This is a genomic window from Saprospiraceae bacterium (genome assembly GCA_016713025.1).
In the GTDB taxonomy this organism is placed as follows: domain Bacteria; phylum Bacteroidota; class Bacteroidia; order Chitinophagales; family Saprospiraceae; genus OLB9.
Map to the genome: position 1 here is coordinate 1,961,973 of JADJPZ010000004.1, position 14,948 is coordinate 1,976,920.

The following is a 14,948-nucleotide window of genomic DNA, read 5'->3' on the forward strand; positions in this document are numbered from 1 at the left end:
CCTCGACCCTCATTCCCTTAAGGGACGGCCCGCTCTTAATCTTCGAAACCTATCTTCTCCTTTAGCTTTAATCAACATATTTGGGAAGACCCACCCAATTCTTCAAATATTAACACTTGAATCACCCATTGCAATGCTGTTCTTTTCTAGTTCCAATCAAAAAAGCGCAATATGCCATACAATCATCCACTAAAAAGGTGAAAAGTTTAATAAAATAAATCTTACTTTTGCACTCTTAAATTTTCATTTGTGAGAAAAAGCACAGCAGTATTACTGACCATCATCCTGATTTTAATTTTAGATCAGGTACTCAAAATATACATCAAAACCAATATCCACTATGGTGATGGTTTCGATATTTTAGGGTTGAGTTGGGCTAAAATCCATTTTGTCGAAAATGAAGGCATGGCCTTTGGTCTAAGTTTTGGTGGCCTGACCGGTAAATATATTTTGAGTATATTTAGGATCCTCATGGTAGGCTTTTTGTTTTACATCCTTAAAAATCTTTTGGTACATAATGAGACCTATGGTCTGATTATTAGTTTTAGTATGATTATTGCTGGCGCTATTGGAAACATCATAGACTCCATGTTTTACGGACTGATATTTTCTGAATCTTATTTTCATGGGGGTCTTGCAACTATGTTTCCACCTGAAGGCGGATACGGCAATTTTTTAACAGGTAAAGTGGTGGATATGCTCTATTTCCCACTGATTGACACCATACTACCTGAATGGGTTCCGTTTTGGGGTGGTGAAAGATTTGAGTTCTTCAGACCAGTATTCAATATTGCAGATTCAGCCATCACTACCGGTGTCGCATCGATATTGATATTTCATCGGAGATTTTTCAACACAGAAAAGCAAACCAGCAAAGAAACTGTTTCTGATCTTTCAGATGTAGACACAACCAGTGATGTTGAACCCACGACATAGGAATCAATAAAAATCATTTTAATCATTTGTTACCTGTATAAAAGTGAACATCCATTTTATCGGTTGATGCCAACTTGTACTTTTTGTAGTACCTATGGGAGCCTTTATTACAATAGTGTTCCATCCTTTTTTTTTTTAGTAGAATCATTGTCGGAACTCTGTATTCATACCCTTCGTCCATGAGTGGAATCTCTTGATTACCTTTCTGTCCTGCACGAAGCCAATTCGGGGGTAAAACTTCTGTCTTATTGCACCATATTTTACTATATTTTATTAATTTTCCCATTATTAAATCCACTCCGAAAAGACTATGATGAAGATGAATAGAAAAATATTTATATCTACTGCAATGATAATCAAACGCATACCTTTAGGGGAAGGGTAAAAAACTCTTGATCATCATAAAATATTTTGTTTTCAAAGTAGCAGCTTTATTGATTAATTGAATATTTATGTTAAAATAACCAAATCTGGTCTTAGCAACAGTTTTTATTTAGAAAGTATTATCAAAGTTAAACCTGCTATGTATAAAAGCAACATTATATTCAATATTTGTTTGGTTCCCTTTGGTGCATTATCAAACTCTTTCCATACATAAATACCCCAAAGTGCAGCAACTACTGTTGCCCCTTGCCCTAAGCCATAAGACACTGCAGGACCTGCTTTTCCGGAAGCAATAATGCTAAGTGACATTCCTATACACCATATAACACCACCCAAAATTCCAATTAAATGGTCTTTTTTTAAACCTTGGAAATAATCGGTAAACAAAACGGGTGTTCCACTAAACGGACGCTTCATTTGTATGGTATTAAAAACAAAGCTGCTGATTACAATACCCACAGCAAAAATTACTAAGGCTGTATAAGGAGTAAGTTTGCCCGCCTCGGGAATACTAAAATTTGTTACCATTGAACCCGCGACATATTTGTAAAATAATCCCATTAAACAGCCGCTTATTACTGCTAGTATCAACCCTTTTTTAGAAATAACTGATGCAGAATTTGTTTGCAATTTATGATAAGCTCTTGCGTTAAGAATTATTGCCAAGGTGATTAAAGCGACACCTCCAAAAATTAAAATCGGGTCACCCTGAGGAATTGATATATAATTAACAATTACACCTAATACCAGCGCAATTCCTATACCTACAGGAAAAGCTACTGACATACCTGCAATTCCTATTGCAGCTACTAATAGGATATTGGCTAAATTAAAAGTAACACCCCCAATAAAAGCAGAAAATAAATTACTATTATCTGCTTGGCCAAAATCATTCATAAACGACCTGCCTTCGTTTCCATAACTTCCCAATGTAAAAGCCAGAAGAAGAGTAGTGATTAAAATTCCAAAACCATAGTCCCAATAAAAGAGTTCAAAACGCCAGGTTTTAGTGGTGAGTTTGGTAGTATTTGCCCAACTACCCCAGCATAGCATGGTGATTACACAAAGCGTAATAGCTAATCCATAATTTTCTACGATATACATATTGTTTGTTTTAAATGGTTATCAATTGTAAATTTATGTCATTTTTAAATGGTATTGATGATTGCGCCCCCATTTTTGTTACTGAAATGGAAGCAGCTTCAATAGCAAATTTTACTGCGCTTTCCCAATTTTTTCCTTCAGCGAGTGCAACTACTAATGCCCCACTGAACGTATCTCCTGCAGCTGTAGAGTCTATTGCTTGCACGACCGGTGCACTTACCTTAAAATTTTGTGTATTGTTTTGAAAATAGGCACCTTGTTTTCCAAGAGTAATGATAACATTTTTTACTCCTTTTGTTAAAAATATTTCAGCAGCCCTGGAAGCAGTTATTTCATCACATACTTTTATGCCAGTCAGTAAAGTTGCTTCCGTTTCATTGGGTGTAATAAGGAATAAACCATTCAGCAACTCGTCAGATAAGTTTTGTGCTGGGGCAGGATTAATTATCACTTTCTGAAGATTAGCCTTTGCCTTTTTTGAAACTGATGCAATAGTTACCATTGGAATTTCTAATTGCATTAAAATAATTTCTGCTTCATCCATATCCTTAACCTGTTCAATATCCGCTGGCAAAAGATTTGCATTGGCACCTGGAGCAACAAGAATACAATTTTCCCCCTCTTCATTAACCATAATCAAAGCAGTTCCGGATGGATTTTTTTCGTCAATAAAAACAAAATCAGTGTTGATATTTTCTTTTTTTAAGCCATCAATACTTTGTTTTCCAAAAATATCATTCCCAACTTTTGCAACAAATATTACATCCCCGCCTAATCTGGCAGCAGCAACTGCCTGGTTTGCACCTTTTCCGCCAGCATTCATAAAAAAGTCACCTCCTAAAATGGTTTCACCCGGTAATGGAATTCGCTTTGCTTTTATTACCATATCGGTATTGGCACTGCCTATAACTATTATTTTACTTGTCCTCATTTTTATTTTTTTATTTTTCAAAAGAAAATTTATATACATCACTTTTCTTTGGTTCACTCTTATAAATAATTGCTTCAGTGATGTATACGTTTGTATTTAAAGATTCAATGTTTTTGTCCCCCTTAACGACCAGTTTTAATGTATGTTTTCCCGGGTTTAACTGAAACACATGCCACAGCGAAACATTCCGATGCTCCTGTTGACTGTAGTTATAATAAGTATCAATACTTCTATGAAATTTTCCATCCAGATAGATATCAGCCTGACCTCCATCTTTTACCCAGTTTCCCATCAATGAAATTCCAGTTCCGTTAAATTCAAATTCAAGCTCATCTCCCTTCGTATTTGAAAACATTGATTGCTCAGTTTCTTTTTCCCCATCCCATGATTTCACTTTAAACATATTCCAATTACCCTTGAACTTCCATTTTTCTTTTTCGAAAATGGAGGCTTTGCCATCAAAAACAACCTTAGGGAAAGAGTTCTCAAATGTTGCCGGCTTATAAACCTGCATAGGCCAGGAAATTGTATTACCATTAATTTTTCCACCATTCTGTAGTATTAATTTCAACGCGTAGTTATAAGTACTTTCCACAGCAGTATTAAATGAATAAGTTGTATTAATAAAAACAGAATCCCCGACGGCCTGCACACCTTTCCTCATTTCAACAGGAAGTTTTGCAAACCCTTTAATTACACCAATCACTGCCATTGCATTTGATGGGTTACAGTCTGAATCGGCTCCGCAGCGTGTAGTTATTTCAAGCGTTTTATAATCATCACCTTCTCCATATAATAGCCCCATTACAATAAAAGCACCATTTAATTTGGCATCGATATTAAATGGAGAACCGGCGCCACTAATGTCCACATCTCCCCATTTTGCATCCAGCTCTTTCCAGGCGGCTTTCCAATTATTGGGATAATAACGGTGCAGTTTGATTACGTCTCTTACAATTCTTGAATAATCGCTTTCAGCAGGAATGGATGAAAGACCGGTTTCAATTATTTTATTGATATCCTTTTCAAAAAAGGCGGCACTGTAAAGCGCACTTAAAAATATTCCGCCGTAAACTCCATCACCATAGTTCATGATATGTCCTATTTTATCAGATTCATTAATGATGTTCTGTATCATACCGGGATTCATAAATCCTATGTAATCTGCTTCAATCTGAAAGTCAATATCGTCAGCCCGAAAATTATACTCCGGATTGCCGGACATTGGAGGATAAATACCATCAAAATAATTTTTTCTTGCCTGCATATTGGCACACCAAAGATGATATCCTGCCTTTGCCAGCATTTCCTGGTATTTGACCGCCGGTGCATCCATGCCATATTTATCCATAGCCATCATGAAAGTCAGTTGCACATAAATATCATCCTGCCAAACACTGCCTTTAATATCTGCTGGTGTCCATTTAATAGAATCATTATTTATTTTTTGCTGAAACCTAAATTCTGTGGGTGCACCATAAGTGACCCCAATCATTTTCCCGGCCCAGCCTCCTGCAATTTTATCTTTCAGATTTTGCTTGCTTATTGAAAGAATTTTGCTTTGTGATTGGACCTGTATAAAACACATCGTTCCGATAATAATTAATACCAATAAATTTATTTTTTTCATTTCCTAATTATTAAATTTTATAAATGAGCTCTAACTTAATCAAACCTTAACCAATCCAGCTTCAACATACCAGACTTGATCAGAATTTTAATTTTATTATTGCCTTTGTTCAGTTTATAACTACCCACTGTCTGCTCTAAAAAATCCTCACTTAATACATTAACGATAACCTTTTTGCTATTGATCTCAATAATTAAGTTTGCAGGCACTTCAGCAACAGAGGCCCTGATGGTTAATTGATGTTTTTTCTTGTCTAAACATTCAAAATTGTATACTACCCATTCTGACTGCTGAAGTTCAATTGATTGCTCCGACCAAAATTGTTCTTTATCCTTACTGTCGAGATTAATTTTTACGGGTTCGTTTTTTCTATAATGCTGTGATTTGGTTGCAGTGTCTTTTACAAAATATGATTGATTAAACCCATCATGTCCATAATTTTCAGCCTCAATTTTTCCGGGGATTCTTGGTAATATAGCATTGCATACATCTTCAAAATAATCGCAGTTGGAAAGTTTTATATTCTCAAGAAATTCATTCAATGCTTTTTCAGCAATTACTGCATCCGGTTTTGCACCGCCTTTGGTATATTCTGAAATTAAATCCCAATTATCTGGCTTTTTAATTGAGTAAGGCGTATTTTGGGTATCTAATTTTTTCCAAGGCCAAAAAGAAAAACCAATGTTGTTCGCTTCAAATAATTGTGTTGTTGCCCAATAAATTGCATTCCCTTTTTCGCCAGTTTCTCCTACCCATATTGGCGTGTTAAGTTCATCTCTCTTTTTTAAATATTCATCTATGCTATTCAAATTATCGGGTCTGCCCCAACAGTAATAATGAAACTGGTAAAAAGTATTTCTATCGAATGGTTTATCAAAAAGTGACCAATCGTTTGACCAATCAAACCCTTCAAGTGTAATCATATGCCTCTGATCAATTTTGCGTATTTCAGAAGTGATTCGTTGATAGAGTGGGACTAGTAAATGCTTGTATTTATCTGCCGCACCAGATCCTTTTGGTAAAGGTTCATTCAGTAAATCATAAGCAGCAACAGCAGGTTCGTCTTTATATCGCTGTACAATTTTAATCCATAGATCAACCAACTGATCCTGATACTTTTTTTCAATAAAAAGTTCGGGTAAATTATTCGGGCTATCATCAATATTAGCACCTGTTTGTCCTCCCGGCGCTCCGTGCATGTCAATTATTACATATATTCCATATTTTTTGCACCATGAAATCAAGTTATCCATTAAAAGAAATCCTTCTTCAACGTAAATGGGATTTTCTCCTTCTGTTAAAAATAGTCTGGAGTTTAATGCGGGTCGTACTGAATTAAATCCCAAATCGGCAATTCGCTTTATGTCATCTTCTGTGATATAATTGTTCCTGTACACTTTCCAGAACTCTCCAGCCTTCTCTTTGCCAATCAATTCTGCAATTACTTTTTCAATTGTGCGTGGACGGTCACCAAGTTTTCCAAACTTCCACATGTATCCTTCAGGTAAAAGCCAGTTTCCCAATCCAACTCCCTTTAAGAAGACTTTCTTACCGGATTCATTCACAATATTCTGACCAGCTGTGTGTAAAAAACTTATACCCTTTCCCTGTTTTTTTTGGGTGAAAGTAATAATGCTGGTGAGCATTATTAAAAACAGGATTACTACTTTTCTCATCTCTTAATTTTTTATTTGTAGAGGTAACCAAACTCTCATTTCGCCATCTGTTTGACTGGCTTCTGCAAAGGGTACTAAAACAATTTTTTCATTACTATTTAATATATTTACTGAATAGGCTTGCTTACCTACCCAATTAGCTGGCAATAGTTTAGATTCATTTGCCAGACTGGGATTGTCAATTGATATTCCTTCTTTTAAACTCGAAAAAAGATCATTTACAACAGCAGAATTTAAACTTCCATCTAAAGCCAAAACTTGAGGTCCACGCTGAAAGGCAATCTGGTTGGGATAATTTTTTCCTCCCTGGATGGTTGTAGCCGGCATATCAAAACTGATCATCACTTTCTCACCGGGTTTCCAATTTTTTGTTATCGTTATAAATTGATTGGCTATACCCCTATAAATTTTATCTCCAGCTTTAGCAGTATAATTAGTACACCACTCAGGCACTCTCAATGCTACAGCGAAACTGGCTAGCTTTGATCCTGTAACAGATAAAACAAGGTTTCCGCTTTCAGGAAAATTTCCTTCTAACGTAAAAGCAACATCAATAATTTTTTTATCAGAAGTCAGTATCTTATCTTTATATATTGCCGGTTCATAAAATAAAACAGTTGGTACTTTATTCATATTTCCGAAAGTGAACTTGGGAACTAATGCAATGCCTCTTGGTACACTGGACTGGCAACAGGTTATGTGGCAAGTGTAGGGTTTTTTATTCATCAATGGTGTGTAGTAACTCACACAACCGGTTTGTGGATTTTCGGCAGCGAGCAAATGATTATACACTGTTCTTTCCAATTCGTTCAGATATTTAATATCACCGGTAGTTTCAAATAAATTTTGATTAAGCTGTACCCAGGTGGTTGTAACGCATCCCTCACCCATATTATCTTTAATGCCTGCAGGTAAGTATTTATCTTCCTGAAAATATTCATGGGAACTGGAAGTACCTGTGATGTATAATTGATTGGTCACAACATCCTGCCAGGCTAATTCGGTAGCTTTCAGAAATTTTTTATCACCGGTTATTTGATAGAGTTTAATCAATCCAACGTAGTTGGAGAGCATTTCGTACGACTTATTATTACCTACTTTATTAACTTTTCCCGTTGCAAGGATTGTACTGATAACTTTTGGGCCGTTATCCTGATCCCATGCATCTAAAATATAATAACAAAAATCCAGATACTTTTTATCAGCTGTGTATTTATATAAATCGACCATTGCGTCTAATACACTGGTGGCCGCCATGCCCATATGTGTCCCCGCTTCTATAATATCCATTTGGTCGGGATTATTTCCAAATGTTCTGCATAATAGATTTCCCATTTTTTGACATGACTCCAAAGCCGGCTTATAACCCGTTGCAGCATAATAAGCAAGTAATCCATGAAGGTTATATTTGTGGCTCCATACATCCCAGCTGGTCCAGTATTGATCTGGTGTGTAAGTACCTAAATAGCCATCTTCCTTTTGAGTATTGATCAATTGATACATTAACCTGTCCATTTGCTTTTTTAAATCCCGGTTACCAGTAAGTTTCCATACATTACAAGCAGTCTCCAAATACTTCCCAACATGCTCACCAGCCCAAGGGTGAATACCTGGCCGGTCCAAATATGAACCTATTAAACCAAATTCATCAACTTTTAACAACCTTTGAGTAAGATTTTTGTCAAATCTGGTTCCTAAGAAACCATTGAATCTTTCATTTTGAAAAGTAACTGTGTTGTAATTATTTTGAATTTTATTTTTTACTAACGGTTTTACTTCTTTCAGAACAGGAATTTCAATATGATTGGCAGCAATAAAAAACTGTTCCTTTTTGGTGAAGAGTGAGCTGTTGTTGTCATTAATCTGATAACCGACATTAAATACATTTTCGGTTGCAGATTTGAAATTTGCGAAAGTCACTTCTGTTTCCGCTCCTGATTTTGCCGGTAGGTTTACATTTTTTGTTTCTGTAAACAAAACTTTTTTATTTGCCTTGTCGGCTATCCAGTATTTCACTGTTCCGCTAAAAGTATTGTCGGTTTTGTTTGTAAACGTAATTTTTGCACTGAAACTGTTTTTAGCAGTTTCCATGAAACTATGGCTCACCGAAACTTCGTCAATCCAGCCCAGTGGTTCAATAGTGTAAGGACCTTCCCACATACCCATTCCACCAATCAGATTATAAATCCTAACGGCAATTACATTTTCTTTGTCCCATTTTACCATGTTTTCGGGTATGGTATAGACTCTTTGTTCTCCCCATTTGGTAACATAGTTTGGCGGCAAAGAACCTGTTTCTCCAATTAATTTCCCATTAAAATATGTTTGATCAACATCATCGATTTTACCAAGTTTTAACTTTAATCCTTTTCCGTTATTAGTTTTCATTGTTGATGGGATAGTCAATTTAATTCTATACCAACAATAAGATGAGTCGTATTTCACATCTTTAAAACTATTGGGAAATATCTGGGTTTGCCATTCACTATCGTTGAAAGTCGGGTTTGCCCATTCAGGGTTATCGCCAAATTTTAATTTACTTTCTTTGGGCAAGGAAATTGATTGCGAAAAACAATTTAAGCTAATCAATAATAAAACTGCTGTCTTTATTAATTTCATATCATTTGATTTTTAAAAGAAAATTACTACTATAAATTATCCGTTTTATCATTTTATATGGTTGTCTACATTTTAAACAAATATGCAAACTTTGAAATATAATAAATTGTCATCAACTATTTACTCAATTTTAAGGTCAAAACATCGTGTGGTAGAATGGTAACTTTCAGGTTGTTTACTGTAGTACCAATATCTTTTTAAGCCATAAATCTCTAATGATTGTCTTATCAGTTACAGCATGAGTTTTCCCATTAAGATTGGTGAAATATCGCCTCCAGTCAAAATCTATTGCCTTAGCTACATCACTTCTGTTGAAAAAACACAGTGCAATCTCACTATTTGAGAGTGGTTTTAACCATAGTTCAATATTGCTATCAAGTGTCCACCATCTGTAACCTTGTTTTCCAAGTGTATCCTGATTTAAAGCAAATATTTCTTTATTTGTAAGTATTTCTTTTATTGCAGGAGTCATTGACCGGATATCGTTGCCAGTAAAAAGGGGGGCCGCCATCATACTCCATAATGTAAAATGCGAACGGGATTCAATATCTGTTAATACTCCATTACCTACCTGAAGCATATCCGGATCATTCCATCCTCCGGGTCCTGAATATTTTCCCAATGCTTCATTTTTGTCCATTACCAGCGTCCAGCCAATTCCTCCCCAGTTCACTTTGCATTCATAACAATTCATGATATCGCCGGTAGTTCTCCATAAGTGGCCAACGTTTTTTGCCCAGGTCCATGGCTCCGTGCTACCCCATTCGCAAATGCTGAAAACAATGGGGCGTTTGGCTGCAAACAATGCATCCCGCATCACCTTATAAGATCCTTCTGCTTTTTGAGCATCGGTGTTACAAAAGTCATACTTCAAAAAGTCAACTCCCCACGATGCATACATTTTTGCATCCTGGTATTCGTGGCCACGACCTCCGGGTCTTCCTTCGCAGGTTTTGCTTCCGGCGCATGAATACAAACCAAACTTCAAACCTTTGGAATGAATATAATCGGCCAGCGCTTTCATGCCGGAAGGAAAGCGTTCAGGATCACATACAATATTTCCGTTTTCATCACGCGAAACCTGCCAGCAATCGTCAATAACAATGTATTCGTAGCCTACATTCTTCATGCCGTTTGAAGCCATAGCATCAGCTGTTTCTCGTATCAGTTTTTCATCTACGTTGCAGGCAAATTTATTCCAGCTGTTCCATCCCATGGGAGGTGTTTTGGCCAAACCTTCATACTTTTGAGCATACAGGTTTAGTGAAAATAATAACAGCAAAACAAAAAACTTGCTTCTCATAATTTCAGTTTTTCAATTTTATACTTTTCATCTTTTGTAACCGTTTTCCATTCATCTGTTCTAAAAGGAACCGCAGGAAAGCCTTCTCTATTAAACAGGTTACAGTCGCTGGCATCACCAACCCATCCGAAATGAACTGCAACAGGGTTTTCTACTTTTTCGCTGAAAAGTACTATTGTTTTTCCTTTGATGAAAGCTTTGGCATAATGAAACACACTGTCTTTACCAGCTATTTCAAATCCTTTGATGTATCCATATTTATCCGGTGTAAATAGACCAGTTCCAATATTATCAAATGAGATAATGGCCTGATTGTCACTTATTTCCATTGACTTATACATTGGTCCGCTGCAAATCATTTTTTTATTGTAAACATTATTTAATGCAATTGCGGCTAATCGTTTTCCGACATCCTGCTTATTTGTGGGATGGATATCCCAGGGAACACCAATATCCGTAGTCACACACATGCCTGTGTTGGGTATAGATAAAGTCATAGTTTGTGCTTCCCTTAACTCAGCCCAACCACACCCTTCATTGCTATTACCTGATGTATTAAAAGTTGCCAATTGCACAAAATAAAAAGGCATGTTTGGGTTATTCCATTTTTGACGCCAATCATTTATCAATAATGGAAATGCTTTTCTATATTGATAAGAACGGCCGGAATTTGATTCCCCCTGGTACCATAATACTCCTTGAAAAGCGTAAGGAATTAAGGGATTTATCATAGCATTGTAACAAAGTGAAGGAAGTGAATTTTCGTTAGTAGCTTTTTTAATAGATTCCACATGAAATTTCCAGTATCCACTTAACTTGATAACAGTTTCACCAACACTTAATTTCAGATCTGCGCTATCGCCATATATACCTCCACCACCGCCATTGTCAACTACTCTTACAGCAATGACATTTTTTCCTTCCCTTAAAATCCCCACAGGTATTGTATATTTTCTTTTTGTATCCCATCGGTTGGTGCTGCCTACTTTTATACCATTAACATAAGTGATATCATCATCATCAATTTTTGCCAATTCCAGCACTGCTTCTTTTTTTAAATCAAAAGCAGACAATACAATTGTTTTTCTTAACCAAACCACTCCGTCTAATTCTCCTATACTTTGTTGCTCCCATAATTGAGGCGCAATTAATTCAGGCCAATTTGAATCATCAAAAGAAAATTCTTTAAACAGACCAGGATTAAGGGCTGCTAATTTTGTTCCTTGCATAGCTTCAATTCTTAATTCGCTGCTCCTCACATATATTTTAGAAAGAGAATCCAAATCAAAATTCGGCATGCCTGCAATCATTTCTTTATACTCATCACTGCTTTCAAAACCTGCACGGCTTATCCATGTTTCAATATTAGTACCGCCCCAGGATGAATTAATTAATCCTATTGGGATTTTAAGGCTGTCATAAATCATTTTTGCAAAAAAATAGGCTACGCCCGAAAATTCTGAAACTGTCGTTGAATCACATATTTTCCATTCAATAGGGGTTAGCTCAGATTTGGGCAAGGAGCTAATGGTATGTGGAATCTTAACATGACGAATTTGAGGATAATCAGCGGATGCAATTTCTTTTTTTGCATTCATTGAAAGGCCAACTGTCCATTCCATATTGGATTGTCCACTACAAAGCCATACTTCACCAACCAGTACATTTTTAATTAGGATACTGTTTTTACCAATGATAGATAATTCATAAGGTCCGCCTGCAGGTTCTGCATCAAGTCTTACAATCCATTTACCATTTTTATCAGTTTTAATTGTTTTCGTTTGCCCATTAAATTTCACAACAATTTTTTCATTTACATCCGCCTTTCCCCATACGGGTATCATAATATGGCGTTGCATCACCATGTTATCCGAAAAGATTTTAGGTAGTACCACATCGGCATACAAAGATATTGTAACACAAAACATTACGATAAATAGAAAATATTTCTTTTTCATTTTTTTTATTTACTTAACACAAAATTATCTGTAAATCGTATATCTTTTGAAGAAGCTCCAATCAATATTTCAAAATCACCCGGTTCAGCTGCCCATTGCAGTTGCTGATTATAAAAAGAAAGTTTTTCCTTATCTATAATGAACCTAATGTTACTTGATGCGCCGGCTTTCAAAAAAATTTTCCTGAAATCCTTCAATTCCTTTACCGGTCTTGCAATGGAACCAACTTTATCCCGCAAATACATTTGTACAATTTCTTCGCCATCATATTTACCTGTGTTGGTAATGGTAACTGAAACCTCTACTTGCTCATTCATCTTCATTAACTTTTTACTTAGTTGGAGATTACTATATTGAAAACTTGTATAGCTTAATCCGTACCCAAATTCATACTTGGGATCAACTGATATATCAATATAGGATGTATTGGGGACTTTACTATTTGTTACAGGCCGACCTGTATTAAAATGGCAGTAATAAATGGGGATCTGACCAACATTAATGGGGAAACTCATCGCCAATTTTGCAGAAGGATTAAAATCGCCAAACAAAACATCTGCAATGGCATTGCCAGCTTCGCTACCAAGCCACCAGGTATATAAAATAGCCGGTGCATAATCAGATGTGTAATTAAACACCAACGGGCGTCCTGCATTAATTAAAACAACTACAGGTTTGCCAGTTGCCAGCAATGCTTTCAGCAATTCTTCCTGCACCCCGGGAATGGTAATATCACTTCGATTTCTGGCTTCGCCACTCATCTCTCGGCGTTCACCAATGCTGAGTATTACCACTTCCGCCTGCTTTGCCACCTCAACCGCTTCTGCAAATCCATCTTTGTTATTACCCTCAATCTCACAACCTTTAGCATACAGCAGCTTTGTATTTGGACCAACTTTATTCTGCAGTCCTTCCCATTGCGATACAATAAAGTTGGAATCTATACCAGGCACTTCCACATCCCAGGATCCCTTGTTCTGTTTTAAGGCCTTTACAAGCGGCCCTATAAAGGCGATAGATTTCAAATTGCGGGATAAAGGCAACAAGTTGTTTTGATTTTTAAGCAATACAATACTTTTGGCACCCGCTTCTCTTGCCAATTTTGCATGTTCCGGCTTTGCCAGTTCAGTTTTTTCCAGCTTTTCATTGCAATACTTAAAGGGATCGTCAAATAATCCAAGTTCAAATTTTTTATAAAGAATTCTTTTTACAGCATCATCTATTAAACTGACAGAAACTTTTCCATCTTCAACCAGTTTTGCCAGGTTGTTTTTATAACTGCGGCTTTCCATATCCATATCACAGCCGGCAGTAATGGCCGAAAGGGCTGCTTCGTAACCGTTCTTTGCAGTACCATGATTAATCATTTCACCAACGGAACCCCAGTCGCTCACCACAAACCCTTTATAATTCCATTTCCCCTTTAAAATATCTCTTTGGAGCATTTTATTACCTGTAGCCGGAACACCATTTATATCATTGAAGGAATTCATAAAAGTAGCAACACCTGCATCAACAGTGGCTTTAAACGGTGGCAGATACACTTCCCATAATAGCCGTTCGCTCATATCTACCGAATTGTAATCACGGCCACCAATAGCTGCACCATAAGCAGCAAAATGTTTGGCGCAAGCCATCACACTATTCAAGTCTCCCAATTTATTTCCCTGAAAGCCTTTAACTCTAGCTGTTGCAATTTTCGAACCCAGATAAGGGTCTTCACCTGCACCTTCCATCACCCTTCCCCAGCGTGGGTCGCGGGCAATATCCACCATTGGGGCAAATGTCCAATGGATGCCGCTTGCACTTGCTTCGGTGGCAGCAACCCTTGCTGTTTGTTCCATCGCTTCCAGGTCCCAGCTACAAGCTTCTGCCAGTGGGATGGGAAATGTTGTTTTAAAACCATGAATCACATCAAGGCCAAAAAGTAATGGAATTTTCAGGCGCGATTGTAAGGCAAGTTCCTGCCAGCTTCTTGTACGGCTGACACCTATACAGTTTAGTAAAGACCCTAACTGTCCAGACTTTACCTGTCCGATTTTATTGTTGTCAGGGGTTATTGGGCCTGTTGCCCTCCAATCGTCATTATATTGGTTGAGCTGACCGATTTTTTCATCCAGTGTCATTAAGGCTAAAATGGAATCAACTTTTTGACTGAATGTTTTTTGCTGGGCAGCAACAATATTAGTTTGTAATACTATAATAAATAAAACCGATATATTAATTACTATGTTCTTCATATTTGATTTAAGTCACCTTCGGTGTGTTGGGCTAATTTTTTAAGACAATTCTATTTGTTCCGTATAAACGAAAATTGGTGCTGTCGGCACAATTATAAACAGTAATTGTTTTTCCATAGGTAGAAAAATGACTACCAGTTGCCTTTTTTGTCTGGGCCGAAACAATG

General features: G+C 36.7%; 9 protein-coding genes and 1 pseudogene. 1 reads left to right on the plus strand and 9 read right to left on the minus strand.

Features of this window, described 5'->3' with window-relative positions; translation table 11 throughout:
• The first annotated feature begins 249 nt into the window (after positions 1 to 249).
• Positions 250 to 936 (plus strand): lipoprotein signal peptidase, encoded by a 687-nt coding sequence (locus IPK35_14685; GenBank protein MBK8054468.1) that lies wholly within the window; start codon positions 250 to 252, stop codon positions 934 to 936.
• A gap of 22 nt (positions 937 to 958) precedes the next feature.
• On the opposite strand, the gene IPK35_14690 is transcribed toward IPK35_14685, so the two are convergent.
• From IPK35_14690 to bglX, 9 genes and pseudogenes are all read right to left on the minus strand, one after another.
• Positions 959 to 1,222, minus strand: a complete 264-nt coding sequence (locus IPK35_14690) for a hypothetical protein (GenBank protein ID MBK8054469.1) — start codon at positions 1,220 to 1,222, stop codon at positions 959 to 961.
• Positions 1,223 to 1,425: 203 nt separating this feature from the next.
• On the minus strand, positions 1,426 to 2,424 hold the full coding sequence (locus tag IPK35_14695) for a multidrug DMT transporter permease (protein ID MBK8054470.1): 999 nt from the start codon (positions 2,422 to 2,424) through the stop codon (positions 1,426 to 1,428).
• A gap of 10 nt (positions 2,425 to 2,434) precedes the next feature.
• On the minus strand, positions 2,435 to 3,355 hold the full coding sequence (rbsK, locus tag IPK35_14700) for a ribokinase (protein MBK8054471.1): 921 nt from the start codon (positions 3,353 to 3,355) through the stop codon (positions 2,435 to 2,437).
• 10 nt (positions 3,356 to 3,365) lie between these two features.
• Positions 3,366 to 4,985, minus strand: a complete 1,620-nt coding sequence (locus IPK35_14705) for an ADP-ribosylglycohydrolase family protein (GenBank protein MBK8054472.1) — start codon at positions 4,983 to 4,985, stop codon at positions 3,366 to 3,368.
• Between the two features lie 35 nt (positions 4,986 to 5,020).
• The gene (locus tag IPK35_14710) at positions 5,021 to 6,661 is read right to left on the minus strand and encodes a cellulase family glycosylhydrolase (GenBank protein ID MBK8054473.1); all 1,641 of its coding nucleotides are present in this window, start codon (positions 6,659 to 6,661) and stop codon (positions 5,021 to 5,023) included.
• 3 nt (positions 6,662 to 6,664) lie between these two features.
• Positions 6,665 to 9,280 (minus strand): glycoside hydrolase family 127 protein, encoded by a 2,616-nt coding sequence (locus tag IPK35_14715; protein MBK8054474.1) that lies wholly within the window; start codon positions 9,278 to 9,280, stop codon positions 6,665 to 6,667.
• Between the two features lie 116 nt (positions 9,281 to 9,396).
• Positions 9,397 to 10,583, minus strand: a pseudogene (locus IPK35_14720) (glycoside hydrolase family 27 protein).
• Positions 10,580 to 12,541 (minus strand): hypothetical protein, encoded by a 1,962-nt coding sequence (locus IPK35_14725; GenBank protein MBK8054475.1) that lies wholly within the window; start codon positions 12,539 to 12,541, stop codon positions 10,580 to 10,582. Before IPK35_14725 ends, IPK35_14720 begins: the two are co-directional and overlap by 4 nt.
• A gap of 5 nt (positions 12,542 to 12,546) precedes the next feature.
• On the minus strand, positions 12,547 to 14,781 hold the full coding sequence (gene bglX / locus IPK35_14730; GenBank protein MBK8054476.1) for a beta-glucosidase BglX: 2,235 nt from the start codon (positions 14,779 to 14,781) through the stop codon (positions 12,547 to 12,549).
• Positions 14,782 to 14,948 lie beyond the last annotated feature (167 nt).

Coding starts and splice junctions, on each gene's coding strand:
- IPK35_14690 (MBK8054469.1), bottom strand. CDS start 1,222: ATGGGAAAATTAATAAAATATAGTAAAATATGGTGCAATAAGACAGAA.
- IPK35_14725 (MBK8054475.1), bottom strand. CDS start 12,541: ATGAAAAAGAAATATTTTCTATTTATCGTAATGTTTTGTGTTACAATA.
- rbsK (MBK8054471.1), bottom strand. CDS start 3,355: ATGAGGACAAGTAAAATAATAGTTATAGGCAGTGCCAATACCGATATG.
- IPK35_14710 (MBK8054473.1), bottom strand. CDS start 6,661: ATGAGAAAAGTAGTAATCCTGTTTTTAATAATGCTCACCAGCATTATT.
- bglX (MBK8054476.1), bottom strand. CDS start 14,781: ATGAAGAACATAGTAATTAATATATCGGTTTTATTTATTATAGTATTA.
- IPK35_14695 (MBK8054470.1), bottom strand. CDS start 2,424: ATGTATATCGTAGAAAATTATGGATTAGCTATTACGCTTTGTGTAATC.
- IPK35_14715 (MBK8054474.1), bottom strand. CDS start 9,280: ATGAAATTAATAAAGACAGCAGTTTTATTATTGATTAGCTTAAATTGT.
- IPK35_14705 (MBK8054472.1), bottom strand. CDS start 4,985: ATGAAAAAAATAAATTTATTGGTATTAATTATTATCGGAACGATGTGT.